The sequence below is a fragment of the Pseudomonas sp. NY11955 genome, assembly GCF_048068035.1.
Classification (GTDB): domain Bacteria; phylum Pseudomonadota; class Gammaproteobacteria; order Pseudomonadales; family Pseudomonadaceae; genus Aquipseudomonas.
In genome coordinates this window covers 574082-596342 of sequence record NZ_JBLUPS010000001.1, presented here as the reverse complement: position 1 = coordinate 596342, position 22261 = coordinate 574082, and the positions used below count along the sequence as shown (strand labels likewise).

Below are 22261 nucleotides of genomic sequence, written 5' to 3'. Positions count from 1 at the left end.
TTGTGCGCAAGCAAGGAGCCTGCATGACGTTGATACGTCCGCTGTCGGTCGTTTGCCTGGGGCTGCTGTACATGCTCACCGGCTGTAGCAAGGAAGAGGTCCCCGAGACGCTGCCTCGGGTTGGCGTGCAACAGGTCCAGCCCACCGATTTCGCTGCCAGGGTCACCCTGACCGGCGATGTGCAGGCGCGGGTGCAGACCGACCTGTCGTTCCGCGTCGGCGGCAAGATCATTTCGCGTAGCGTCGATGTGGGCGACCACGTCAAGGCCAACCAGGTGTTGGCGCGGCTGGACCCGAAAGACCTGCAGAACAACGTCGACTCGGCCAAGGCCGAGGTGTTCGCCGCGCAGGCGCGGGTCACCCAGACCAGTGCTGCCTTCGTGCGCCAGCAAAAGCTGCTGCCCAAGGGCTACACCAGCCAGAGCGAATACGATTCCGCCGAAGCCGCGCTGCGCAGCAACCAGAGCGCGCTCAAGGCCGCCCAGGCACAGCTGGCCAACGCCAACGAACAACTCAGCTATACCGCACTGGTCTCCGAGGCCGCTGGGGTAATCACCCAACGCCAGGCCGAAGTCGGCCAGGTGGTGCAGGCGACCATGCCGATCTTCAGCCTGGCCACCGATGGCGACCGCGATGCGGTGTTCAACGTCTACGAATCGCTGTTGGTGGCACCGCCCAGCGATGCCGGGGTGATCGTCAGCCTGCTGGACGACCCCAAGGTCCAGGCCCATGGCTTCGTGCGCGAAATAACCCCCACGGTGTCGGCGCAAAGTGGCACGGTACAGGTCAAGGTAGGCCTGAAAGACGTACCGCCTGGCATGCAACTGGGCGCACCGGTGACCGCCACCACCAATGCCCAGGGCCGGCCCAGCATCGAGCTACCATGGTCGGCGCTGACCAAGGCGCTGCATGAGCCCGCCGTGTGGGTGGTGGGCGAGGGTGACAAGGTGGAACTGCGCAAAGTGGAGGTCAGTCGCTACCTCACGGGCAAGATCGTGGTCGCCAGCGGCCTCAAAGGTGGCGAGAGCGTGGTGGTCAATGGCGGCCAGTTGCTGCACCCCGGCATGCAGGTGCAGAAGATCGATGCCAAGGCCCCAGGGGGTGAGTTATGAAGCGCCTGTTGCTGATGCTGTCGGCCGGCGTGCTTCTGGTGGGCTGCAGTAGCGAGGAAGAGGCCCCCGAGCCGATTCGGCCGGTGCTGTCGGTCAAGGTCGAACCCCAGGTGCAATCGCAGCTGGGCCGCTTCGCCGGCAGCATCCAGGCGCGCTTCGAAAGCACCCTGGGCTTTCGGGTTTCTGGGCGCATTGCCCGGCGCTGGCTGGACGTCGGCGCCCAGGTGAAACCTGGCGATACGCTGGCCACGCTCGACCCGACCGACCAGCAAAACCAGCTGCGCGCCGCCGAAGGCGACCTGGCCAAGGTGCAGGCACAGTGGATCAACGCCCAGGCCGATGCCCGTCGCCAGCAACAGCTGTATGACCGCGGTGTGGGCGCCCAGGCTCAGCTGGATATCGCCCAGACCAACCTGAAAACCACCAGCGCGGCGTTGGAACAGGCGCGCTCTGCGCTCAGCCAGGCCCGTGATCAACTCGACTACAGCACCCTGCGCACCGACCACGCCGCCGTGATCACCGCGTGGCAGGCCGAAGCCGGGCAAACCGTTACCGCTGGGCAAGCCGTGGTGACCCTGGCCCGGCCGGACGTGAAGGAAGCGGTAATCGACCTGCCGATCGGCCTGGCCGAGCAGTTGAACAAGGGCCTGACCTTTACCGTTGCCTCGCAACTCGACCCGACCATCAACACCACGGCCAGCCTGCGCGAGCTGGAGCCCCAGGCCGACGCGACCACCCGTACCCGGCGCGCTCGCCTGACCCTGGCCAGCACGCCGGCGGCGTTCCACCTGGGCACCGCCGTCAGCGTGACCCTGACCTCGGAGGTGACGCCACGCAGCGAGCTGCCCGCGAGCGCTTTGCTGGAGCGTGACGGCAAGACCCAGGTGTGGGTGATCGACACGCAGCAGAAGACCGTTGCCACCCGTGACGTGGCGTTGATCGACCGCACCGCCGACAGCATCGTCCTGACCTCGGGCGTGCAGCCCGGTGAGCGCGTGGTTACCGCAGGTGTGAACAGCCTCAAGCCTGGCCAGAAGGTCACCTTCGACGAGGATGCGCAATGAAAGGAAGCTTCAACCTGTCCGACTGGGCACTCAAGCATCAATCGTTCGTCTGGTACCTGATGTTCGTGGGTCTGCTGATGGGGATTTTTTCCTATTTCAACCTGGGCCGTGAGGAAGACCCGTCGTTCACCATCAAGACCATGGTCATCCAGACCCGCTGGCCCGGCGCAACCCAGGATGAAACCCTGTACCAGGTCACCGACCGCATCGAGAAGAAGCTCGAGGAACTCGACTCGCTCGACTACACCAAAAGCTACACCCGGCCCGGCGAATCCACGGTCTACGTGTACCTGCGCGACACCACCAAGGCCAAGGACATCCCGGACATCTGGTACCAGGTGCGCAAGAAGATCCAGGACATCCGTGGTGAATTCCCGGCAGGCATCCAGGGGCCGGGCTTCAACGACGAATTCGGTGATGTGTTCGGCTCGATCTACGCCTTCACCGCCGACGGCCTGACCCTGCGTCAGTTGCGTGACTACGTGGAGCAGGCACGGGCCGAGGTCCGCGATGTGCCCAACATCGGCAAGATCGAGCTGATCGGCACCCAGGACGAAGTGCTGTACCTGAATTTCTCAACCCGCAAGCTGGCGGCCCTGGGCATTGACCAGCGCCAGGTGATGCAGGCCCTGCAAGCGCAGAACGCGGTAACCCCGGCCGGCGTGATCGAGGCCGGCCCGGAGCGTATTTCGGTACGCACCTCTGGCCAGTTCGCCTCGGAAAAGGACCTGCAAACCGTCAACCTCAAGATCAACGACCGCTTCTTCCGCCTGGCCGATATCGCCGACATCGAGCGCGGTTACGTCGACCCGCCTTCACCGATGTTCCGCTACAACGGCCAGACAGCCCTTGGCCTGGCCATCGGCATGAAAGCCGGTGGCAACATCCAGGTTTTCGGTGCCGCGCTGAAAAAGCGCATGGACAAAGTGGTCGAGGACTTGCCGGTAGGTGTTGGGGTGCACACCGTTTCCGATCAGGCCGTGGTGGTCAAGCAGGCGGTCGGCGGCTTCACCAGCGCGCTGTTCGAGGCGGTGGTGATCGTGCTGGCGGTGAGTTTCGTCAGCCTTGGGGTGCGCGCGGGGTTGGTGGTGGCGTGCTCGATCCCGCTGGTGCTGGCCATGGTGTTCGTGTTCATGGAGTACAGCGGCATCACCATGCAGCGGATTTCGCTGGGTGCGCTGATCATTGCGCTCGGCCTGCTGGTGGACGATGCGATGATCACCGTGGAGGTGATGGTCACGCGGCTGGAAATGGGCGAGAGCAAGGAGCAGGCAGCGACGTTCGCCTACACCTCCACAGCCTTCCCGATGCTGACCGGTACCCTGGTGACCGTGGCCGGCTTCGTGCCGATCGGCCTCAACGCCAGTTCGGCCGGTGAGTACACCTATACCCTGTTTGCCGTCATTGCCGTGGCGCTGATCGTGTCGTGGGTGGTGGCGGTGTTCTTCGCGCCCGTGCTGGGCGTGCACATCCTCAGCAGCAAGGTCAAACCCCATGAAGCCGAGCCGGGGCGTTTGGGCAAAGCCTTCGAACATGGCCTGCTGTGGTGCATGCGCAACCGCTGGTTGACCATCATCGGCACGGTGCTGTTGTTCGTGCTGGCCATATTCTGCGAGCGCTTTGTCCAGAACCAGTTCTTCCCCTCTTCGGACCGCCCGGAAATTCTGGTCGACTTGAACTTGCCGCAAAACGCCTCGATCGAGGAAACGCGCAAGGTGGTCGACCGCTTCGAGGCGCGGATCAAGGACGACCCGGACCTGGTGCACTGGAGCACCTACATTGGCCAGGGTGCAATCCGCTTCTACCTGCCGCTCGACCAGCAGTTGCAGAACCCGTACTACGCCCAGCTGGTGATTGTCAGCAAGGGCTTCGAAGAGCGCCAGGGAATGATGGAGCGCTTGCAGAAGATCCTGCATGAAGAGTTCGTCGGCATCGGTACCAACGTGCAGTCGCTGGAAATGGGCCCGCCGGTGGGCAGGCCGATCCAGTACCGGGTCAGCGGTGCCAACATCGACCAGGTGCGCCAGCACGCCATCGAACTGGCCACGTTGCTTGACCAGAACGAGCACATCGGCGAAATGATTTACGACTGGAACGAGCCGGGCAAGGTGCTGCGCGTGGAAATCGCCCAGGACAAGGCGCGCCAGTTGGGGCTGTCGTCGGAAGACGTGGCCAACGTGATGAACAGCATCGTCAGTGGCGTGCAGATCACCCAGGTCAACGACAACATCTACCTGGTGGATGTGGTCGCCCGCGCCGAAGACAGTGAGCGCGGCTCGCCGGACACCCTGCAGAACCTGCAGATTCTTACCCCCAACGGCACCTCGATTCCGCTGCTGTCATTTGCCACCGTGCGCTACGAGTTGGAGCAGCCGTTGGTGTGGCGCCGCGACCGCAAGCCGACCATCACCATCAAGGCCTCGGTCAACGGCGACATCCAGCCCACCGACCTGGTGGCTCAGTTGAAACCCAAGATCGACGAGTTTGCCAGCAAGCTGCCAGTGGGCTTCGAAGTGGCCACCGGTGGTACGGTGGAGGAGAGCGCCAAGGCGCAAGGCCCGATCCGCAAGGTGATCCCGCTGATGCTGTTCCTGATGGCGACCTTCCTGATGATCCAGCTGCACAGCGTGCAGAAGCTGTTCCTGGTGGTCAGCGTGGCGCCGCTGGGGCTGATTGGCGTGATCATTGCGCTGGTGCCCACGGGCACGCCCATGGGCTTTGTCGCGATTCTGGGCATCCTTGCCCTGGCGGGCATCATCATCCGCAACTCGGTGATCCTGGTGACCCAGATCGACGAGTTCGAGGCCCAGGGCTACTCGCCATGGGATGCGGTGGTGGAAGCCACCAACCACCGGCGCCGGCCGATCCTGTTGACCGCGGCGGCGGCGAGCCTGGGCATGATCCCGATTGCCCGCGAGGTGTTCTGGGGGCCAATGGCCTACGCCATGATTGGCGGGATCATCGTGGCGACCCTGCTGACGTTGTTGTTCCTGCCTGCGCTGTATGTGGCCTGGTACAAGATCCGCGAGCCACAAAAACAATCTTCCTGACCACACATCCCGTTGTAGGAGCAGCCTTGTGCTGCGAAGAGGCCAGTGCATGAACCATCAAATGTTGATGGGGGTACTGGCCTCTTCGCAGCACAAGGCTGCTCCTACAAGGGGGAATGTGTCGCCTGTAAAAACAGTTATATAAACATTCTTAAACAGTATTTTTAAGAATAACTCCGCCTCACTACTATTGCCCTCAAGCCAGGCGCAAATCCCCTTCAAACCTCTGCCCGGCACCCTCACTCCAAGGAGAACGAGCATGAGTGCATCTCTGCGTAGCATCGACGGTCAGGACGAAGCCACCATTCTGCGTGAAATTCAGAGCGCCTTGCGCGACCTGCGTTTTGGTGCGGTGGAGATCACTGTGCACAACGCTCAGGTCGTACAGATCGAGCGCAAGGAGAAGTTCCGCCTGCAACAGCCGGGCAACAAGCCCAGCTGATCGCGCCACAACATCCAAAACTAGAAAAATGCCAATCGGGAGCTTCACCATGTCCATCCGCCGTTATGCGCTCGCCGCCCTGGCCAGTGCTGTTTTTGCCGGTTCCGCCATCGCCAAGGACTACGAACTGCTGAACGTGTCCTACGACCCGACCCGCGAGCTGTACCAGCAGTACAACGCCGAGTTCATCAAGCACTGGCAGCAGGCCCACCCGGGCGACAAGGTGAAGATCCAGCAATCCCATGGTGGCTCGGGCAAGCAGGCCCGTGCGGTGATCGACGGCTTGCGCGCCGACGTGGTGACCCTGGCCCTGGCCGGCGACATCGACGAAGTGGCCAAGCTCGGCAAGACCCTGCCGGACAACTGGCAGACCCGCCTGCCGGACGCCAGCACGCCATACACCTCCACCATCGTGTTCCTGGTGCGCAAGGGCAACCCGAAAGGCATCAAGGACTGGGGCGACCTGATCAAGAAGGACGTCTCGGTCATCACCCCCAACCCGAAAACTTCCGGCGGTGCGCGCTGGAACTTCCTGGCAGCCTGGGCCTACGGCCTGAAGGCCGGCGGTAGCGAAGCGAAGGCCAAGGAATACGTGCAGGAGCTGTTCAAGCACGTACCGGTGCTGGATACCGGCGCCCGTGGCTCGACCATCACCTTCGTCAACAACGGCCAGGGCGACGTGTTGCTGGCCTGGGAAAACGAAGCCTTCCTGGCGCTGAAGGAAGACGGTGGTGCCGACAAGTTCGACATTGTCGTGCCATCGCTGTCGATCCTTGCCGAGCCGCCGGTGGCGGTGGTGGACAAGAACGCCGAGAAAAAGGGCAATACCGAGATTGCCACCGAATACCTCAAGCACCTGTACAGCCCGGCCGGGCAGAAGATTGCCGCCGAGAACTTCTACCGCCCGCGTGACGAGAAAGTCGCTGCCGAATTCGGCAAGCAATTCCCGAAACTGGACCTGGTAACCATCGACAAGGACTTCGGTGGCTGGAAAACTGCACAACCGAAATTCTTCAATGATGGCGGTGTGTTCGACCAGATCTATCAGGCACAGTAAGGGCCATGGAAACGCGGGACCGCGTTGCGGCCCATTCGCGGCACAAGGCCGCTCCTACATGGAGTCGCGATCCCCTGTAGGAGCGGCCTTGTGCCGCGAATGGGCGGCAAAGCAGCCCCAGGATTCAAAAGCTTGCACCAGCCCGGGATCGATTCCGGGCTTCGTGCGTTCAACCAGGGATACTTATGTCACGTCGTATTTCCCCCGTCATACCCGGCTTCGGGCTGACGCTGGGCTACACCTTGGTGTACCTCAGCCTGATCGTGCTGATACCGCTGGCGGCCATGTTCATTCATGCCTCGCAGCTGACCTGGGAGCAGTTCTGGAACATCATCAGCGCGCCGCGGGTAATCGCCGCGCTCAAATTGAGTTTCGGCACCGCCCTGTTCGCCGCCATCATCAACGGTGTGATCGGTACCCTGCTGGCTTGGGTGCTGGTGCGCTACACCTTCCCCGGGCGCAAGATCATCGACGCGATGATCGACCTGCCGTTCGCCCTGCCCACCGCCGTTGCCGGTATCGCCCTGACTGCCCTGTACGCGCCCGCAGGTTGGGTTGGCCAGTTCGCCACCGACCTGGGCTTCAAGATCGCCTACACCCCGCTGGGCATCACCCTGGCGCTGACCTTCGTCACCTTGCCCTTCGTGGTGCGCACGGTGCAGCCGGTACTGGCCGACATCCCGCGTGAAGTGGAGGAGGCCGCTGCCTGCCTCGGCGCCAAGCCGCTGCAGGTGTTCCGCCATATTCTGGCGCCGGCCCTGCTACCTGCCTGGCTCACCGGCTTTGCCCTGGCCTTTGCCCGTGGCGTGGGCGAGTATGGTTCGGTGATCTTCATTGCCGGCAACATGCCGATGAAGACCGAGATCCTGCCGCTGCTGATCATGGTCAAGCTCGACCAGTACGACTACACCGGCGCGACCGCCATCGGCGTGCTGATGCTGGTGGTTTCCTTCATCCTGCTGCTGCTGATCAACCTGCTGCAGCGCCGCATCGAAACCCCTTGAAGGAGGCCGGCATGTCCAGTTCATCCCTGAGTGCAAGCGCCGCCGCCAATGCCGCCCGCCGTGGCAGCGCCACGTCGCGGCGCATCCTGATCGGCCTTGGCTGGCTGGTGTTCGCGCTGTTCCTGCTGCTGCCGCTGGTGATCGTGGTTTCGCAGGCGCTGAAGAACGGTTTTGGCACCTTCTTCGAGGCGATCTTCGAGCCTGATGCCTTGTCGGCATTGAAGCTGACCCTGCTCGCGGTGGTCATCTCGGTGCCGCTGAACCTGGTGTTCGGTGTCAGCGCCGCGTGGTGCGTCAGCAAGTACACCTTCCGTGGCAAGAGCATCCTGGTCACCCTGATCGACCTGCCGTTCTCGGTGTCGCCGGTGATCGCCGGCCTGGTCTACGTGCTGATGTTCGGCGCGCAAGGGCTGTTCGGGCCATGGCTGCAGGACCACGACATACAGATCGTGTTCGCCCTGCCGGGCATTGTCCTGGCGACCATTTTTGTCACCGTGCCATTCGTCGCCCGTGAGCTGATCCCGCTGATGCAGGAGCAGGGCACGCAAGAGGAGGAGGCCGCGCGCCTGCTCGGTGCCAATGGCTGGCAGATGTTCTGGCACGTGACCCTGCCGAACATCAAATGGGGCCTGATCTATGGCGTGGTCCTGTGTACCGCGCGGGCCATGGGTGAGTTTGGCGCGGTGTCGGTGGTGTCGGGCCACATTCGCGGCGTGACCAACACCTTGCCGCTGCACGTGGAGATCCTCTACAACGAGTACAACCACGTGGCGGCCTTCAGCGTGGCCAGCCTGTTGCTGATCCTGGCACTCTTCATCCTGCTGCTCAAGCAGTGGAGCGAGAACCGTATTAACCGCCTGCGCCACAGCGCCGCGGAGGAATGATTCATGTCGATCGAAGTTCGTAACGTCAGCAAGCGCTTCAACAGCTTCCAGGCCCTGGACAACATCAACCTGGACATCAACAGCGGTGAGCTGGTGGCTTTGCTGGGCCCGTCCGGCTGCGGCAAGACCACCTTGCTGCGCATCATCGCCGGCCTGGAAACCCCGGACCAGGGCAACATCGTGTTCCATGGCGAGGACGTGTCCGGCCATGACGTGCGTGACCGTAACGTCGGTTTCGTGTTCCAGCACTATGCGCTGTTCCGCCACATGAGTGTGTTCGACAACGTCGCCTTCGGCCTGCGCATGAAGCCCAAGGGCGAGCGCCCGAGCGAGAGCAAGATCGCCGAGAAGGTGCATGAACTGCTGAACATGGTGCAGCTGGACTGGTTGTCCGACCGCTACCCCGAGCAGCTGTCTGGCGGCCAGCGTCAGCGTATCGCGCTGGCCCGCGCCCTGGCGGTGGAGCCCAAGGTGCTGCTGCTGGACGAGCCGTTCGGTGCACTGGATGCCAAGGTGCGCAAGGAGCTGCGCCGCTGGTTGGCGCGGCTGCACGAGGATATCAACCTGACCTCGGTGTTCGTTACCCATGACCAGGAAGAAGCCATGGAAGTGGCCGACCGCATCGTGGTGATGAACAAGGGGGTGATCGAGCAGATCGGCTCGCCGGGCGAGGTGTACGAACAACCGGCCAACGATTTCGTCTACCACTTCCTGGGCGATTCCAACCGCCTGGCACTGAGCGAAGGCCACCACGTGCTGTTCCGTCCGCACGAGGTGTCGCTGTCGCGGCATGAGACCGAAGGGCACCATGCGGCCGAGGTGCGCGACATTCGACCGTTGGGCGCGACCACGCGGGTGACTTTGAAGGTGGAAGGGCAGAGCGAGCTGATCGAGGCCGAAGTGGTCAAGGACCATGACAGCCTGACCGGGTTGGCGCGGGGGGAGACGTTGTTCTTCCGGCCGAAGGTTTGGCAGAAGGTGGCGGATATCTGAGTCCGCCCTCGATGATGAAAAGCCCGGGCTTGGTCCCGGGCTTTTTTTGCCTGTGAGGTTGCCGGGGCTGCTTTGCAGCCCTTCGCAGCACAAGGCTGCTCCTACAGGTACTGCGCAAGTTTCAAGATTACGCTGTACCTGCAGGAGCAGCCTTGTGCTGCGAATCGAGGGCGCAGCCCTCGCGGCAATCACATGCCTTGCACGAATATTTTGCATGCCTCCAATGCATTGCTTTTCCGCCTGCTGGCCACAGCCCACGTAATCCGCGGCTTTCACGCTACCCACTGAAAGCAATATTCAATTAAGTTCTAACTATAATTTTAAACATTACTTTAAGAGATAAGCCTCTGGCCCCGATGATTCAGCCACACACCTGAATCGAGACCCCAGGAGTTTGATCAATGGGTAATGTCCAGTCGGCCGTCAGAGCCTACGACCAGCCATGGCGCCCGGCCCCGGGCGACCTGGTCGAGCTTGGACGCACGCTTCGCCTCCCGCTTGGCCAACTGCGCCTGCAACGCACGCCCGTCAGCGGGCTCAAGCGCCGCGACAAGCTGGTGTTGGGCCTACTGGTGCTGGCCCTGCATGGCGCAGCAGCGTACTGGGTCAGCCAGGCACCAACGCCCGAACTGCCGGTAGTGCCGCCCCAGGTGCCGCCCATGACCATCGAGTTCGCTGCGCCCGCGCCGCCTGTGGTCGAGCCACCGCCGCCAGCGCCAGCGCCACCCGTGGTCGAGCCGCCACCGCCGCCACCGGTAGTCGACGAGCTGGCCGCCAAGCCCAAACCCAAGCCCAAGCCCGTGCCCAAGCCAGTGGTCAAGCAAGCGCCCAAGCCACAGCCCAAGCCGGTCGAAGCGCCACCGCCAGCGCCGGTGGCCGCCCCAGCGCCACCTGCGCCAGCACCACCCGCACCAGCCCCGATAACCCCGGCATCGGCCAACGCCGCGTACCTGAAGAACCCGGCGCCGGAGTACCCGCAAATGGCCCAGCGCCGTGGCTGGGAGGGCACCGTGCTGTTGCGCGTCGAGGTACTGCCCAGCGGCAAGCCTGGGCAGATCCAGATCCAGAAGAGCAGCGGCCGCGATGCCCTCGATGCCGCTGCGCTGGCCGCGGTCAAGCGCTGGAGCTTCGTCCCCGCCAAGCAGGGCGATGTGGCCCAGACCGGTTGGGTCAGCGTGCCGATCGATTTCAAGCTTCGTTAACTTTTTCGCAGAACACAGGAAGACATCCTCATGAGCCTGCTGGCATCCCCCCTCGAATCCGTTGAAAGTGCAGTCATCTGGCTGCTGGTCGGTTTTTCTGTCGTCACCTGGGGCTTGGCCCTGGTCAAGGTCGCGCAGTTCGTGCGGCTGAAGAACCAGGACAAGCGCTTCCATCAGCAGTTCTGGGCGGCCTCCAGCCTGGACTCGGCCGCCGAACTTAGCCATGAGTTGCCCGGCCCGGCTGCCCGCGTTGCCCAGGCTGGCTACGCGGCGATTGCCGTCGGCGATACCCAGGCCAATGACCTGAGCCATGCCATCAACCACCAGGACCGCCTGGAACGCGCCCTGCGCCAGCAGATCGTGCGTGAACGCCGCTCGCTGGAGACCGGCCTGGCGGTGGTCGCCAGTATCGGCAGCACGTCGCCCTTCATCGGCCTGTTCGGCACCGTGTGGGGCATCATGGAGGCACTCAAGGGCATCAGTGCGGCCGGTTCCGCCAGCCTGGAAACCGTGGCCGGGCCAATCGGTGCGGCGCTGGTGGCAACAGGTGTGGGTATCGCCGTCGCGGTGCCGGCAGTGCTGGTCTACAACTACTTCCTGCGCCGGCTCAAGCTGACCGCCGCCGACCTCGATGACTTCGCCCACGACTTCTACAGCCTGGCGCAGAAGAGTGCCTTCCGCGTGCTGGTGCACCCTGCAGTGCATAAAGCCCAGGCAGGTTTCACCCAGCCGGTGAAGGAGGCGTCCTGACATGGCCTTTTCGACCCAGGACAGCGACGAAGTCCTCAGTGAAATCAACGTCACACCGTTGGTGGACGTCATGCTGGTGCTGCTGGTGGTGTTCATCGTCACCGCGCCGCTGCTGACCAACGCCATCCCCATCAACCTGCCCAAGACCGAGGCTGTGGCGCCGGTGGAGCAGAAGGACCCGCTGGTGGTCAGCATCGATGGCGAGGGCAAGCTGTTCATCAACAAGGACCAGATCCAGCCCGACCTGCTGGAAACCAATCTCAAGGCCGCCAAGGACAAGGACGCCGACCTGCGCGTGCAGTTGCAGGCCGATGACGGCGTGAACTACGGCGAGGTGGCACGTGCCATGGCGGCCATCGAACGCGCAGGGATCAGCAAGCTGGCGGTGATTACCGCGCGCTGATACCCGGCAATCCTCTTCAGGCAAGTGCTTATGGGCCACATCTCTTGGCAGGGGTTGGCCCTTTTTTTTGCGCCCAGGATTTGCACTCTCCCTGTGGGAGAGGGCTTGCACAAAGTCTGTAAATTTAGTTATTAATAAATAGCTTCTTATTCCTTTACGAATATAACTCCCTCCCTATACTGGTCTCCAAGCACGCAAACTTACTGGAGGCGTCCCCATGCGCAATGAGTCGATTCGTTACCTGATTGTGCCGGGCTGGCAAGGATCGCCAGACAACCATTGGCAAAGTCACTGGCAGCGCACCCTGCCTAACAGTGCGCGGGTCGAGCAGCACGACTGGCTCACCCCGCAGCGCCAGGACTGGGTGCAGGCGCTGGAGCAGGCGATAGCCGCCGAGCGTTCGCCAGTGATTCTGATTGCCCATAGCCTTGGCTGCATCACTGTCGCCCATTGGGCCGCACAGGCCAGCCCGGCCTTGCTGCAGCGGGTGCGCGGTGCGCTGCTGGTGGCGCCGGCAGATGTCGAGCGGCCCACTTGCGCGCCAGCCTTGCGCAACTTTGCGCCGATCCCGACCGAGGCGCTGCCGTTCCCCAGCCAGGTTGTCAGCTCGGACAACGACCCGGCCGTGAACGTGCCGCGGGCGCTGTACCTGGCCCAGGCCTGGGGCGCCGAGGCTGGGCTGTTGAGCAACGCGGGGCACATCAACGTCAAGTCCGGCCATGAGCGCTGGGAACAAGGCTTCGCCTACTTGTATCGCCTGCAAAGCCGGGTCGAGCAGCGCGTACTGCGTCGCGCCTGACAGCCCTTGCGGTTTTCCGTTTACCTGACGCCCGGCCACTGCAGGCCTGGGGCGGGAGTTCGTCATGACGTTTCAAAACCCGTTTGGCCAGCCACTGCTGACCTTCCCCGAGCTGGACAAGAGCCCGCTGAGCATCCGTGCCAAGGCCTTGGTGTTCATCGATCCGCGCTCGCAGCAGTTGCGTGAAGAGCTTGAGCGCCTGGCGCCGCAGCCCTTGCCGGTGTTGATCCGTGGCGAGACCGGCACCGGCAAGGAGCTGCTGGCCCGGCAGATCCACCGTGCCAGCGACCGTGGCGGGCTGTTCGTGTCGGTCAACTGCGCAGCCATCAGCCCTACTTACGCCGATGCCGAACTGTTCGGCTACAGCGCCGGCAGTCAGGGTGGCACGGCCAGTGGCCGCGCCGGTTGGTTCGGCTCGGCCAATGGCGGCACGCTGTACCTGGACGAAATCGCCGACTTGCCGCTGGCCATCCAGGGCAAGTTGCTGGCAGCCCTGGAAAACCGCGAAGTCACCCGGGTTGGTGCGCAGCAGCCACAACCAGTGGATGTGCGCCTGGTCGCCGCCAGCAGCATCGACCTGGCGCGCGTGGTACGTGCGGGGCGCTTCAACGAGCGCTTGTACCAATACCTGCGCGAGGGCGCGCTGGAGCTGCCGCCGCTGCGCGAGCGGCCGGGCGATATCCTGCCGTTGGCCGAGTACTTCGTGGGCATCTACAGCGTGCGCCTGCAGCGGCCTGTGCCGTTGGTGAGCGAGGCGGCGCAACAGGTACTGGAGGCGCATTTCTGGCCCGGCAACACCCGCGAACTGGAGAACGTCATTCACTTTGCCTTGCTGGTGAATGACGGCGAAGAGCTCCAGCCGGAGGACCTCGATCTGGCCAACCCCGCGCGCTAGACATTACTCATAAGCAAAGTGGCTGATGGCAGTTTGTTTTTGGAATAAGCAGCTAAATAAAAGATATTGTTACGGAATAAAAAATCTAGGTATTGTCCGCCTCACGCCCACTGGTGAACCGGTTGGGCACCCGATTCGCCATCGTCGATGGCCCAGATTCAGAATAAGGACCACCATGAAGAAGACCCTGCTGACCACTGCCCTGGCCGCTGCCCTGTCGTTCTCCGGCCTGGCTGCCGCCGCCGAGAAACTGGTGGTTGCCGCCACTCCGGTACCGCATGCCGAAATCCTTGAGCTGATCAAGCCAACCCTGGCCAAAGAAGGCGTGGACCTGCAGATCAAGGTCTTCACCGATTACGTGCAGCCGAACGTGCAAGTGGACCAGAAGCGTCTGGACGCCAACTACTTCCAGACCCTGCCGTACCTGCAGAACTTCAACGAAGGCAAGGGTACCCATCTGGAAACCGTGGTGGGTGTGCACGTAGAGCCCTTCGGTGGTTACTCGAAGAAGGTCAAGGCCCTGAGCGAGCTGGAAGAAGGCGCCACCGTTGCCATCCCTAACGAGGGCAGCAACAGCGGTCGCGCCCTGCTGCTGCTGCAGAAGGCTGGCCTGATTACCCTGAAAGACCCGAAGAATGCCTTGGCCACCCCCAAGGACATCGCCGAGAACCCGAAGAAACTGAAGTTCCGCGAGCTTGAGTCGGCCATGCTGCCGCGCGTGCTGGACCAGGTCGACCTGGACATGATCAACACCAACTACGCCCTGGAAGCCGGCCTGAACCCAGCCAAGGACGCTTTGGTGATCGAAGGCGCCGACTCGCCATACGTGAACTTCCTGGTTGCCCGCCCGGACAACAAGGACAGCGAAGCCATCCAGAAACTGGCCAAGGCCCTGACCAGCCCGGAAGTCAAAGCGTTCATCGTCAAGAAATACCAGGGTGCCGTGCTGCCGGCGTTCTGATGCGCTTGCACCACCTGGCATGACCCAACGCCGACACCTCTGTGTCGGCGTTTTCGTTTCTGAACCCTCTGCACTGGCAGACATGCGCACTGACTGTAGGAGCAGCCTTGCGCTGCGAAGAGGCCAGTAAGGCCATTACATCCGTTGAGGCAGTACCGGCCTCTTCGCAGCACAAGGCTGCTCCTACAGGAAGCCCCCGGCATTTCAATGTTCCTGGTGATATGAATATTCCATAAAGGTATTTATTAAAAAGTTTTTAGATCATTAGAGTCTAGTGATCGTGCCCCCGCGCACCCCGTTGAACTGCTCTACCATGACCCTCGACACCGCATTCATCCTCGGCACGCTACCTGCCTTCCTCAAGGCCGTGGGCGTGACCTTGCAGGTAGGCCTGATCGCCATCGCCACTTCGTTGTTGGTCGCCCTGGTCAACGCTACCCTGCTGGTCCTGCGCACCCCCTACCTGTGGCGCCTGGTCAAAGCCTACGTCGAGCTTGCACGCAATACGCCGCTGCTGATTCAGCTGTTCTTCGTCTACTTCGCCTTGCCCAGCCTGGGCCTGAAGATTTCCGGCTTTGCCGCGGCCATCATCACCATGACCTTCATGGGCGGCGCCTACCTCACCGAGGTGCTGCGTGCCGGCGTCGAGGCGGTGCCGCGTGCGCAGCTGGAGTCCGGGCGCTCCATCGGCCTGTCCGAAGGCCAGCTCCTGCGCCATGTGGTGCTGCCTCAGGCCGGCATCCTCAGCCTGCCGGCACTGTTCGCCAACTTCATCTTCCTGCTCAAGGAAACCACCGTGGTGTCTGCCGTGGCGGTGCCCGAGATTCTGTACACCACCAAGAACTACATCGCGCTGTACTACAAGACCTACGAAATGCTCACCGTGCTGACCCTGCTCTGCGTGCTGCTGTTCCTGCCGCTGTCGTTGCTGCTGCGCTATGTGGAAAGGAGGCTGCAACATGGCCAGTTCGGCATTTGAACTGTTGCTGCAGGCCTTGCCGCAGCTGGCCGGGGGCGCTGCACAAACCTTGTCCATCTCGGCCTTGGGCATCCTGTTCGCGACACTGGGTGGGGTTTTGTATGGCGTGCTGGCAACCCTGGGCAACCGTGCCCTGAACGCTGTCTTGCTGGTGTACCTGGAGCTGTTTCGCGCCATCCCGGTGCTTGTCTGGTTGTACCTGGTGTTCTTCGGCCTGCCGATCTTCTTTGCCTTGAGCATTCCCAGCTTCTGGTGCGCCGTGCTGGTGCTGGGCCTTTGGGGTGCCAGCGAAGTCGGCGAGGTAGTGCGTGGTGCGCTGCGATCGCTGCCGCGCGGCCAGCGCGAGGCTGGGTTGTCGATTGGCCTGGCGGGCTGGCAGCTGTATGGCTACGTCCTGCTACCCCAGGCGCTCAAGCGCATGACCCCGCCAACCATCAACATCTACACGCGGATCATCAAGACCAGCTCGCTGGCGGTACTGATCGGCGTGGTCGAGGTGATTAAGGCCGGCCAGCAGATCATCGAGCGCACCTACGAATCGGTGCTGATCTACGGCGCCTTGTTCCTGTTCTTTTTCATTGTCTGTTATCCGCTGTCCGCCGCGTCGCGCGTGCTGGAACGCCGCTGGGCCCACTCATGAGCGCATTGATCGAATTTCAGGGTTTCAACAAGTACTTTGGCGAGCACCAGGTGCTCAAGGATGTGGACTTGCAGGTAGCGGCCGGCGAAGTGGTGGTCATCCTCGGCCCCAGCGGCTGCGGCAAAAGCACACTGCTACGCTGCCTCAACGGCTTGGAGCAGGCCCACAGCGGCCACCTGCGCCTGGCCGGACAAGAGCTGCTCGACCCGCGTACCGACTGGCGCGCCATCCGCCAGCGGGTCGGCATGGTGTTCCAGAGCTACCACCTGTTCGGCCACATGAGCGTGATCGACAACCTGCTGCTGGGCCCGCTCAAAGTGCAAAAGCGCGAGCGGGGCGAAGCTCAGGCCCAGGCCGAGGCACTGCTGGCGCGGGTCGGCCTGCTGGACAAGCGCGACGCCTACCCCCGCCAGTTGTCCGGGGGCCAGCAACAGCGTATCGCTATCGTGCGCGCGTTGTGCATGAACCCCGAAGTGATGCTGTTCGACGAAGTTACCGCTGCCCTCGACCCGGAAATGGTCAAGGAGGTGCTGCAGGTGATCCAGGGCCTGGCCCGCGACGGCATGACCTTGCTCATCGTTACCCACGAAATGGCCTTCGCTCGCGCGGTGGCCGACCGCATCGTGTTCATGGAGGCCGGCAGGGTCCTTGAACAGGGTGACCCCGAGAGCTTCTTCACCCGACCGCGGACCGCACGCGCGCAGCAGTTCCTGGAGAAATTCTCCTTCGTAGAAAGCCTGCCAAAAACACTGCACAAGGAACTGTCATGAAAACTGCCAACCTCACCAAATTGCTGGCGCCGCTGTTCGGCCTGGCCCTGCTGGCCGGCTGCAACAAGGCCGAAGAGCCGCCCAAGCCTGCGGCGGCATCGCCAGCTACCAGCTACCTGGAAACCATCAAGGCCCGCGATAAGCTGATCGTCGGCGTATTCACCGACAAGCCACCCTTTGGCTTCGTCGATGAAAAAGGCCGCTACGTGGGCTTTGACACCGACATCGGCCGGCGCCTGGCCAAGGACCTGCTGGGCGATGAAAACAAGGTCGAGTTCGTTGCCGTGGAGCCGGCCAGCCGTATTCCATTTCTGCAGAGCGACAAGGTCGACCTGATCCTCGCCAACATGACCGTGACCCCGGAACGCAAGGAAGCGGTGGACTTCACCAACCCCAACCTGCGCGTTGCCGTGCAGGCCATCGTGGCGGATGGCAGCCCGGTGCAGAAGCTCGACGACCTGGCCGACAAGACCATCATCGTGACCACCGGCACCACTGCCGACATCTGGCTGACCAAGCACCACCCGGAGTGGAAGCTGCTCAAGTTCGAGAAAAACAGCGAGTCGCTGCAAGCCCTGGCCACTGGCCGTGGCGATGCCTATGCCCAGGACAACCTGATCCTGTTCAGCTGGGCCAAGCAGAACCCAGGCTACCGCGTGCTGCCGGAACTGCTGGGTGACGAAGCGCCGATTGCCCCGGCGGTGAAGAAGGGCAATATCGAGCTGCGCGACTGGGTGAATGCCGAACTGGCCAAGCTGGGGGAAGAGAAATTCCTGCTGAAGCTGTATGACCAGTATGTGCGCAAGGAACTGAGCGATGACACTAAGCCGGAAAGCGTGATCGTCGAAGGGGGCAAGTGGCAGGGTTGACCGGCTAAATGGGGCCGCTCTGCGGCCCCTGTAGTTTCAACGGTTACGCGGCAACCAGTTGAGCAGGCATTCATTCACCACCTGCGGGTTCTCCAGGCTGGAGATATGCCCCGCAAACGGGATTTGTGCCGCCAGGCAGTTTATCAGGCGCGCCATCTCGTTCGACTCTTCAGGTGGCCGCGGAATGTCCTGGTCACCACAGATCACAATGGTGCGCCCACCTACCAGCCCACGCAGTTGCGGCAGCAGATCGGGCCTGCCGAAAATCACTCGCCCCATAGGGTCCAGGCTTTGCCGAATGGTCTGGGCAGTGCTCGCCTTGAGGTCGGCACGAAACTGCTCGCGAACCTCCGGCACCGTCTGCCCTTCGCCATGGAAGAAGATCGGCACGATGATATCCAGCAACGCATCGCTGAAGGCGCCTGCGGCGCTGGCCGCATCCAGCAGGGCGAAGTACTTCTGCCGGGTCGCCTCCGGCTCGGCGCCAAGGTAGGTGTCCATCAGTACCAGGCGGTCGACCCGCTCTGGGTGCTCCAGGGCCAATTGCGCGCCCCACATGCCGCCGACCGAAAGGCCGACCAGGTGGCACTTGGCAATGTCCAGGGCGTCCAGTAGCGTCAGGTGCTGACGGGCCAGGGCGCTCATGTTGTCGGTGGTGGCGGGCGGCGCGTCGGAGTCACCGTGGCCCCAGAGTTCTGGAACAATTACCCGGAAGTGTTGTGACAGTGCGTCGATCTGCGGCTGCCACATGGCGGCCGACCACAGGTAGCTGTGGCCGAGCAGGACTGGGAAACCCTGGCCTTGATCGACGTAGCTCATGCGGGCCCCGTCGATTTCAATGAAGTTCTTCTGCATGGATCAAGTCTCGGCTGAATGAAACTGCACGGTATCGGGGGTGCGCCCCGTTGCGCAGTCGCGCTTGTTGTTCATCTGTCAGGTACAAGTCTGAGCGTGCTCTGCGCCGGAATCACCCCCATCTGTGCCCGCTGGTACTGCCCTTGTACATATCCCTCGGCTTGGTCCGAGAAGTGCCGATCAAACGGCACGCCGCTCTGCCCGACTGGGTTGCTGGTCAGTGACTGCCCGGCATCGGCAAAGTCGATCAAGCGCCGCGTCGACGGCCCATAGGTCACCGGCCATGGTGCCGGGCCGATTTTCGCCGAGAGGTTGTTCGGCACTTCATGGGTGCCAGGTGCGGCGAACGGCCCAACGTTGAACAGCAGGTTCAGCGGCTTTTTCACCCCAAGCGGATGGTTGTGGGTCAGGGTATGGGCCTTGCCCCATTGCCAGCTGGCCGGGTCGCTGCCCAGGGTGTCGCGCAGGTGCTTCAAGCTGTTCTGCCAAGCCGTGCGCACGACCGCTGTACGGTCGGTACGCAGGTTGCCGCCGCGCGTGTTCCACCAGGGCGAATCGGCATCCGCTGCCAGGCGTGGCAGCGCGGCGTCGATGGCGCGGGTGCTGATCAGCACCGGGAACCAGGTGTCGCCCAGTTCGTCATGCAACGCGGCGAACGCAAGTTCGTAGAGGAACTGGTTGAACAGCGTGGCGCTGGTCGAGTCCAGTGGGTAGTCGCCAGCCCAGGCTGCCAGTTGCTCGACCAGCTCTTTCTCTTCGTCACCCTCGGCCACTGCGCGCAGGGTTGCCAGTAACGGCGCAAGGGTGCGTGGGCCGTGGTCGCTGGCGGTGTCCAACTGCAGCGCCTGGCTGTTCTGGGTGTCCCACTTCACCTCAGGGTTGGCCAGATGCCGATCGAGCTGGCGGCCACGGTCGGGCAGGTTGTAGTAACCCGGTATCGGCACCGCCGCCGGCGGCTGGTAGTTGGCCGAGACGATATAGCCGCGTGCCGGGTTCTCCTGCTGCGGATTGACGCTGAAGGGGTAGAAACCGAGCTTGTCGGCCTGCGCGCTGGCACCGTCGAGGATGAAGGCCGGGTCGACGCCCTCGGGGCGGATGGGCAGCTTTGCCGCCGCCCACCAGCCGATGTCGCCACGGGCATTGGCCCAGACGAAGTTGAGCCCGGGGGCGTGGACCTTGGCGGCGGCCTCGCGCATCTTGCCCAGGGTGTCGGCCCGGTTGAGCTGATAGAAGCCGTCGAGGATTGGGTTTTCGGTTTCCAGAAACGCCCACCACATGGCGATGGGTGTAGCCCCGGCAGTGCTGCCCAGTACGTCGTTGACGATCGGGCCGTGGGGCGAGCGGCGCAGGCTGAGGGTGACCGGCTGCTCGCCTTTCACGGCAATTTTCTGCTCGGTCTTTTCCAGGGTTCGCCACTGGCCATCGACCAGCACCTGATCGGCGTTGGCGGGGTTGGTCTTTTCCGCGATCAGGTCGACATCGTCGTTCTGGAACATGGTCAGGCTCCAGCCGAAGTCGCGGTTGTGGCCGAGTAGGGCAAACGGGTTGAGCGCCTGGAAGTAGCCATACAGGTTGAAGCCGGGCGCCGACAGTTCGGCCTCGTACCACACCGCAGGGACGGCGAAGCTGATGTGTGGGTCGCCAGCCAGCAATGGCTTGCCACTGCGGGTACGGCTACCCGCGACCGCCCAGGCGTTGCTGCCTTCGAACTGCGGGATACCGGCGTCGCCCAACGCCTCATGGCTGAGGCGGGCGAGGGCCTCGAGGCTGTGCCAGTCGGCGGCGGCCAGCGGCGTGCCCAGTGCGCCGTCGGGTTGCCAGCCGAGGTGGAATATTTTCAGGTATTCAGGGCCCAGTTGGTCGCGGATGTAGGTCAGTGCAGGTTCGGTGCGAAACGCAGCGGCAAAACTGTAGGCCAGGTAACCGGCAATGCTCAGGGTGTCTTCGGCGGTGAACGGGCGTGGGGTGATACCGAGCAGGTCGAACTCCATGGGCTTGGGATGGCTCGCCTGCCAACTGTTTACCCCGTCGAGGTAGGCTTGCAGGGCCTGCCAGGCAGGTGATTGCCGGTCCTCACGCTCGGCCATCAGCGCCGCTTGTTCGCGAATGCGCAGGCTGCGGAACAGGGTATCGGTGGGCAGCAGCTTGTCGCCCAGCACCTCGGCCAGTTCGCCACGGGCCAGGCGGCGCAGGATCTCCATCTGGAACAGCCGGTCCTGGGCATGCACATAGCCCAGGGCGCGATACAGGTCTGGCTCGCTTTGCGCCTGCAGGTGCGGCACGCCGCGGGCGTCGTAGCGCACGCTGACCGGGGCCTGCAAGCCGGCAATGGCCACCTCGCCCTCGCGCTGCGGGAGCTTGCCCTGCACGTACCAGTAACCAGCGCCAGCGGCCACGGCAACCACCACGGCCAACAGGGTCAGGCTGCGCTTCATGCAAGCTCCTTGTGCGTTCAAGCGGAAAATGTGGTCCGATCATCGGTGGATTCGCGAACAGAGCATAGCCTCATGGGGTTTGTTTATCGCTTGTCGCAAGATTTGAGTTGTCAATGAGATCGAGCGCCGCCCGCGCGGCGCATCGCGAGCAAGCTCGCTCCTACATTTGTTTCGGGACAGTAACGCCTGTGGCAGGCGCGCGCGACCGCCTTGTTTGTCCCACGCGATAGCGCGCCATGCGCCAAAGCGTTCGCGCACAAATTCCCCAGGCATAACTGGCCCGAAACAAATGTAGGAGCGAGCTTGCTCGCGATGCGCCGCGCGGGCGGCGCTCGATCTCACAGACCCTGAAAAATCCCGATCAGCTCTCGGGAATGCTCCAAGGGCAATAGCAGCCCACCGCCAGGGTATTGGAGGCGCTGACGTCTCGGCCATCGATAAGTGCTTTGAGGATGGGTTCGATGAAGCTGTTGCTGGCGTTGCACACCGCGCCTTCGCTGTACGGGCCGAAGTAGGCCAGGCGGCCTTGCCTGTCCCAGATGGCCACGGCAGGAGAGGCGGGCAAGTGCTCGCTGCCGGGCAAGTTGGTGAGGGGCTTGAGGGCAGTGAGGTTGGCGGGTAGCTGGCCGTGGCTGCCGGGCTTTTGCAGCACATGGAAGCTCACGCCGTGGCTCGCGAACTGGCTGACCAGGTCACCCAAGTGCTGCTGGTTGCCGACGTTGCAGGGGCAGGCCGGGTCCCAGAAATGCACCACACGAATCGGGCCGGGGCCGGCCAGCTCGGCAGGTAGCTGCAGCTGGCCGCCGTCGAACAGCGTGGCCTGGTTGTCGAACGGGCGCTGGTAGCGGGCCTGGAAGCTGGTGTAGGCCTGCCAGAGCAGGGCAGCGCCGGCCAGGAGGGCGAAGGCCATCAGGGCCTGTTTGATGATCGGCTTTTTCATGGGGTGTCCGCAGTCCTTGTAGGAGCAGCCTTGTGCTGCGAAGAGGCCGGCATGGCTGATGAATTGATTGCGACAGTGCCGGCCTCTTCGCAGCGCAAGGCTGCTCCTACAAAGGATCGGTGTGGGTTGTTCGAAGGTGAGCAAGCTTGCCACGACG

Annotated in this window: 21 protein-coding genes; 18 read left to right on the top strand and 3 right to left on the bottom strand. The window is 63.0% G+C overall.

Going from position 1 to position 22261, the window contains the following annotated elements; translation table 11 throughout:
- Positions 1-23 precede the first annotated feature (23 nt).
- The 18 genes from ACNFBR_RS02635 (at position 24) to ACNFBR_RS02550 (ending at position 17874) form a co-directional block, all read left to right on the top strand.
- Positions 24-1112 carry an efflux RND transporter periplasmic adaptor subunit gene (locus ACNFBR_RS02635; RefSeq protein WP_416733553.1) on the top strand — a complete coding sequence of 363 codons (1089 nt, stop codon included), beginning with the start codon at positions 24-26 and terminating at the stop codon, positions 1110-1112.
- A complete protein-coding gene (locus tag ACNFBR_RS02630) occupies positions 1109-2176 on the top strand; it encodes an efflux RND transporter periplasmic adaptor subunit (RefSeq protein WP_416733552.1) in 1068 nt (355 codons plus the stop codon). The genes ACNFBR_RS02635 and ACNFBR_RS02630 overlap by 4 nt, the downstream gene beginning before the upstream one ends.
- Positions 2173-5226, top strand: coding sequence for an efflux RND transporter permease subunit (locus tag ACNFBR_RS02625; protein ID WP_416733551.1), 3054 nt, complete (start codon positions 2173-2175; stop codon positions 5224-5226). Before ACNFBR_RS02630 ends, ACNFBR_RS02625 begins: the two co-directional genes overlap by 4 nt.
- Positions 5227-5485: 259 nt before the next feature.
- On the top strand, positions 5486-5668 hold the full coding sequence (gene oscA / locus ACNFBR_RS02620; protein ID WP_012274726.1) for a sulfur starvation response protein OscA: 183 nt from the start codon (positions 5486-5488) through the stop codon (positions 5666-5668).
- A 49-nt stretch (positions 5669-5717) separates the two neighbouring features.
- Complete coding sequence (locus ACNFBR_RS02615) at positions 5718-6725, top strand: sulfate ABC transporter substrate-binding protein (protein ID WP_416733550.1); 1008 nt, start codon at positions 5718-5720, stop codon at positions 6723-6725.
- A gap of 185 nt (positions 6726-6910) precedes the next feature.
- Entirely contained in the window at positions 6911-7729 is an 819-nt protein-coding gene (gene cysT / locus ACNFBR_RS02610; RefSeq protein ID WP_012274724.1) for a sulfate ABC transporter permease subunit CysT, read from the top strand.
- An 11-nt stretch (positions 7730-7740) separates the two neighbouring features.
- Positions 7741-8613: a sulfate ABC transporter permease subunit CysW gene (gene cysW, locus ACNFBR_RS02605; RefSeq protein ID WP_004575843.1), complete on the top strand. Its 873-nt coding sequence runs from the start codon at positions 7741-7743 to the stop codon at positions 8611-8613.
- A 3-nt stretch (positions 8614-8616) separates the two neighbouring features.
- Positions 8617-9606: a sulfate/molybdate ABC transporter ATP-binding protein gene (locus tag ACNFBR_RS02600; protein WP_019098644.1), complete on the top strand. Its 990-nt coding sequence runs from the start codon at positions 8617-8619 to the stop codon at positions 9604-9606.
- A 401-nt stretch (positions 9607-10007) separates the two neighbouring features.
- Positions 10008-10808 (top strand): energy transducer TonB, encoded by an 801-nt coding sequence (locus tag ACNFBR_RS02595; protein WP_416733549.1) that lies wholly within the window; start codon positions 10008-10010, stop codon positions 10806-10808.
- 30 nt (positions 10809-10838) lie between these two features.
- Complete coding sequence (locus ACNFBR_RS02590; RefSeq protein ID WP_201201220.1) at positions 10839-11558, top strand: MotA/TolQ/ExbB proton channel family protein; 720 nt, start codon at positions 10839-10841, stop codon at positions 11556-11558.
- Position 11559: 1 nt separating this feature from the next.
- Positions 11560-11961, top strand: a complete 402-nt coding sequence (locus ACNFBR_RS02585) for an ExbD/TolR family protein (RefSeq protein ID WP_196177577.1) — start codon at positions 11560-11562, stop codon at positions 11959-11961.
- Between the two features lie 217 nt (positions 11962-12178).
- Positions 12179-12760: an alpha/beta hydrolase gene (locus ACNFBR_RS02580; protein WP_416733548.1), complete on the top strand. Its 582-nt coding sequence runs from the start codon at positions 12179-12181 to the stop codon at positions 12758-12760.
- Positions 12761-12824: 64 nt separating this feature from the next.
- Positions 12825-13655: a sigma 54-interacting transcriptional regulator gene (locus tag ACNFBR_RS02575; RefSeq protein WP_416733547.1), complete on the top strand. Its 831-nt coding sequence runs from the start codon at positions 12825-12827 to the stop codon at positions 13653-13655.
- Between the two features lie 175 nt (positions 13656-13830).
- A complete protein-coding gene (locus ACNFBR_RS02570) occupies positions 13831-14616 on the top strand; it encodes a MetQ/NlpA family ABC transporter substrate-binding protein (RefSeq protein WP_416733546.1) in 786 nt (261 codons plus the stop codon).
- Positions 14617-14929: 313 nt separating this feature from the next.
- Positions 14930-15595, top strand: coding sequence for an amino acid ABC transporter permease (locus ACNFBR_RS02565; RefSeq protein WP_416733545.1), 666 nt, complete (start codon positions 14930-14932; stop codon positions 15593-15595).
- Positions 15576-16235 carry an amino acid ABC transporter permease gene (locus ACNFBR_RS02560; protein WP_416733544.1) on the top strand — a complete coding sequence of 220 codons (660 nt, stop codon included), beginning with the start codon at positions 15576-15578 and terminating at the stop codon, positions 16233-16235. Before ACNFBR_RS02565 ends, ACNFBR_RS02560 begins: the two co-directional genes overlap by 20 nt.
- On the top strand, positions 16232-17005 hold the full coding sequence (locus tag ACNFBR_RS02555; protein ID WP_416733543.1) for an amino acid ABC transporter ATP-binding protein: 774 nt from the start codon (positions 16232-16234) through the stop codon (positions 17003-17005). Before ACNFBR_RS02560 ends, ACNFBR_RS02555 begins: the two co-directional genes overlap by 4 nt.
- The gene (locus ACNFBR_RS02550; RefSeq protein WP_416733542.1) at positions 17002-17874 is read left to right on the top strand and encodes a transporter substrate-binding domain-containing protein; all 873 of its coding nucleotides are present in this window, start codon (positions 17002-17004) and stop codon (positions 17872-17874) included. Before ACNFBR_RS02555 ends, ACNFBR_RS02550 begins: the two co-directional genes overlap by 4 nt.
- Before the next feature lie 36 nt (positions 17875-17910).
- On the opposite strand, the gene ACNFBR_RS02545 is transcribed toward ACNFBR_RS02550, so the two are convergent.
- The 3 genes from ACNFBR_RS02545 to ACNFBR_RS02535 all read right to left on the bottom strand — a co-directional run bounded on the left by ACNFBR_RS02545 (position 17911) and on the right by ACNFBR_RS02535 (position 22104).
- A complete protein-coding gene (locus ACNFBR_RS02545) occupies positions 17911-18729 on the bottom strand; it encodes an alpha/beta fold hydrolase (protein WP_416733541.1) in 819 nt (272 codons plus the stop codon).
- Between the two features lie 71 nt (positions 18730-18800).
- Entirely contained in the window at positions 18801-21164 is a 2364-nt protein-coding gene (locus ACNFBR_RS02540) for a penicillin acylase family protein (RefSeq protein WP_416733540.1), read from the bottom strand.
- A gap of 361 nt (positions 21165-21525) precedes the next feature.
- The gene (locus ACNFBR_RS02535) at positions 21526-22104 is read right to left on the bottom strand and encodes a DUF6436 domain-containing protein (protein ID WP_416733539.1); all 579 of its coding nucleotides are present in this window, start codon (positions 22102-22104) and stop codon (positions 21526-21528) included.
- Between the last annotated feature and the right edge of the window lie 157 nt (positions 22105-22261).

What these genes read in the sequence shown, in the direction of transcription:
- ACNFBR_RS02635 (WP_416733553.1), top strand. Translation starts at nt 24, where the DNA reads ATGACGTTGATACGTCCGCTGTCGGTCGTTTGCCTGGGGCTGCTGTAC.
- ACNFBR_RS02630 (WP_416733552.1), top strand. Translation starts at nt 1,109, where the DNA reads ATGAAGCGCCTGTTGCTGATGCTGTCGGCCGGCGTGCTTCTGGTGGGC.
- ACNFBR_RS02625 (WP_416733551.1), top strand. Translation starts at nt 2,173, where the DNA reads ATGAAAGGAAGCTTCAACCTGTCCGACTGGGCACTCAAGCATCAATCG.
- oscA (WP_012274726.1), top strand. Translation starts at nt 5,486, where the DNA reads ATGAGTGCATCTCTGCGTAGCATCGACGGTCAGGACGAAGCCACCATT.
- ACNFBR_RS02615 (WP_416733550.1), top strand. Translation starts at nt 5,718, where the DNA reads ATGTCCATCCGCCGTTATGCGCTCGCCGCCCTGGCCAGTGCTGTTTTT.
- cysT (WP_012274724.1), top strand. Translation starts at nt 6,911, where the DNA reads ATGTCACGTCGTATTTCCCCCGTCATACCCGGCTTCGGGCTGACGCTG.
- cysW (WP_004575843.1), top strand. Translation starts at nt 7,741, where the DNA reads ATGTCCAGTTCATCCCTGAGTGCAAGCGCCGCCGCCAATGCCGCCCGC.
- ACNFBR_RS02600 (WP_019098644.1), top strand. Translation starts at nt 8,617, where the DNA reads ATGTCGATCGAAGTTCGTAACGTCAGCAAGCGCTTCAACAGCTTCCAG.
- ACNFBR_RS02595 (WP_416733549.1), top strand. Translation starts at nt 10,008, where the DNA reads ATGGGTAATGTCCAGTCGGCCGTCAGAGCCTACGACCAGCCATGGCGC.
- ACNFBR_RS02590 (WP_201201220.1), top strand. Translation starts at nt 10,839, where the DNA reads ATGAGCCTGCTGGCATCCCCCCTCGAATCCGTTGAAAGTGCAGTCATC.
- ACNFBR_RS02585 (WP_196177577.1), top strand. Translation starts at nt 11,560, where the DNA reads ATGGCCTTTTCGACCCAGGACAGCGACGAAGTCCTCAGTGAAATCAAC.
- ACNFBR_RS02580 (WP_416733548.1), top strand. Translation starts at nt 12,179, where the DNA reads ATGCGCAATGAGTCGATTCGTTACCTGATTGTGCCGGGCTGGCAAGGA.
- ACNFBR_RS02575 (WP_416733547.1), top strand. Translation starts at nt 12,825, where the DNA reads ATGACGTTTCAAAACCCGTTTGGCCAGCCACTGCTGACCTTCCCCGAG.
- ACNFBR_RS02570 (WP_416733546.1), top strand. Translation starts at nt 13,831, where the DNA reads ATGAAGAAGACCCTGCTGACCACTGCCCTGGCCGCTGCCCTGTCGTTC.
- ACNFBR_RS02565 (WP_416733545.1), top strand. Translation starts at nt 14,930, where the DNA reads ATGACCCTCGACACCGCATTCATCCTCGGCACGCTACCTGCCTTCCTC.
- ACNFBR_RS02560 (WP_416733544.1), top strand. Translation starts at nt 15,576, where the DNA reads ATGGCCAGTTCGGCATTTGAACTGTTGCTGCAGGCCTTGCCGCAGCTG.
- ACNFBR_RS02555 (WP_416733543.1), top strand. Translation starts at nt 16,232, where the DNA reads ATGAGCGCATTGATCGAATTTCAGGGTTTCAACAAGTACTTTGGCGAG.
- ACNFBR_RS02550 (WP_416733542.1), top strand. Translation starts at nt 17,002, where the DNA reads ATGAAAACTGCCAACCTCACCAAATTGCTGGCGCCGCTGTTCGGCCTG.
- ACNFBR_RS02545 (WP_416733541.1), bottom strand. Translation starts at nt 18,729, where the DNA reads ATGCAGAAGAACTTCATTGAAATCGACGGGGCCCGCATGAGCTACGTC.
- ACNFBR_RS02540 (WP_416733540.1), bottom strand. Translation starts at nt 21,164, where the DNA reads ATGAAGCGCAGCCTGACCCTGTTGGCCGTGGTGGTTGCCGTGGCCGCT.
- ACNFBR_RS02535 (WP_416733539.1), bottom strand. Translation starts at nt 22,104, where the DNA reads ATGAAAAAGCCGATCATCAAACAGGCCCTGATGGCCTTCGCCCTCCTG.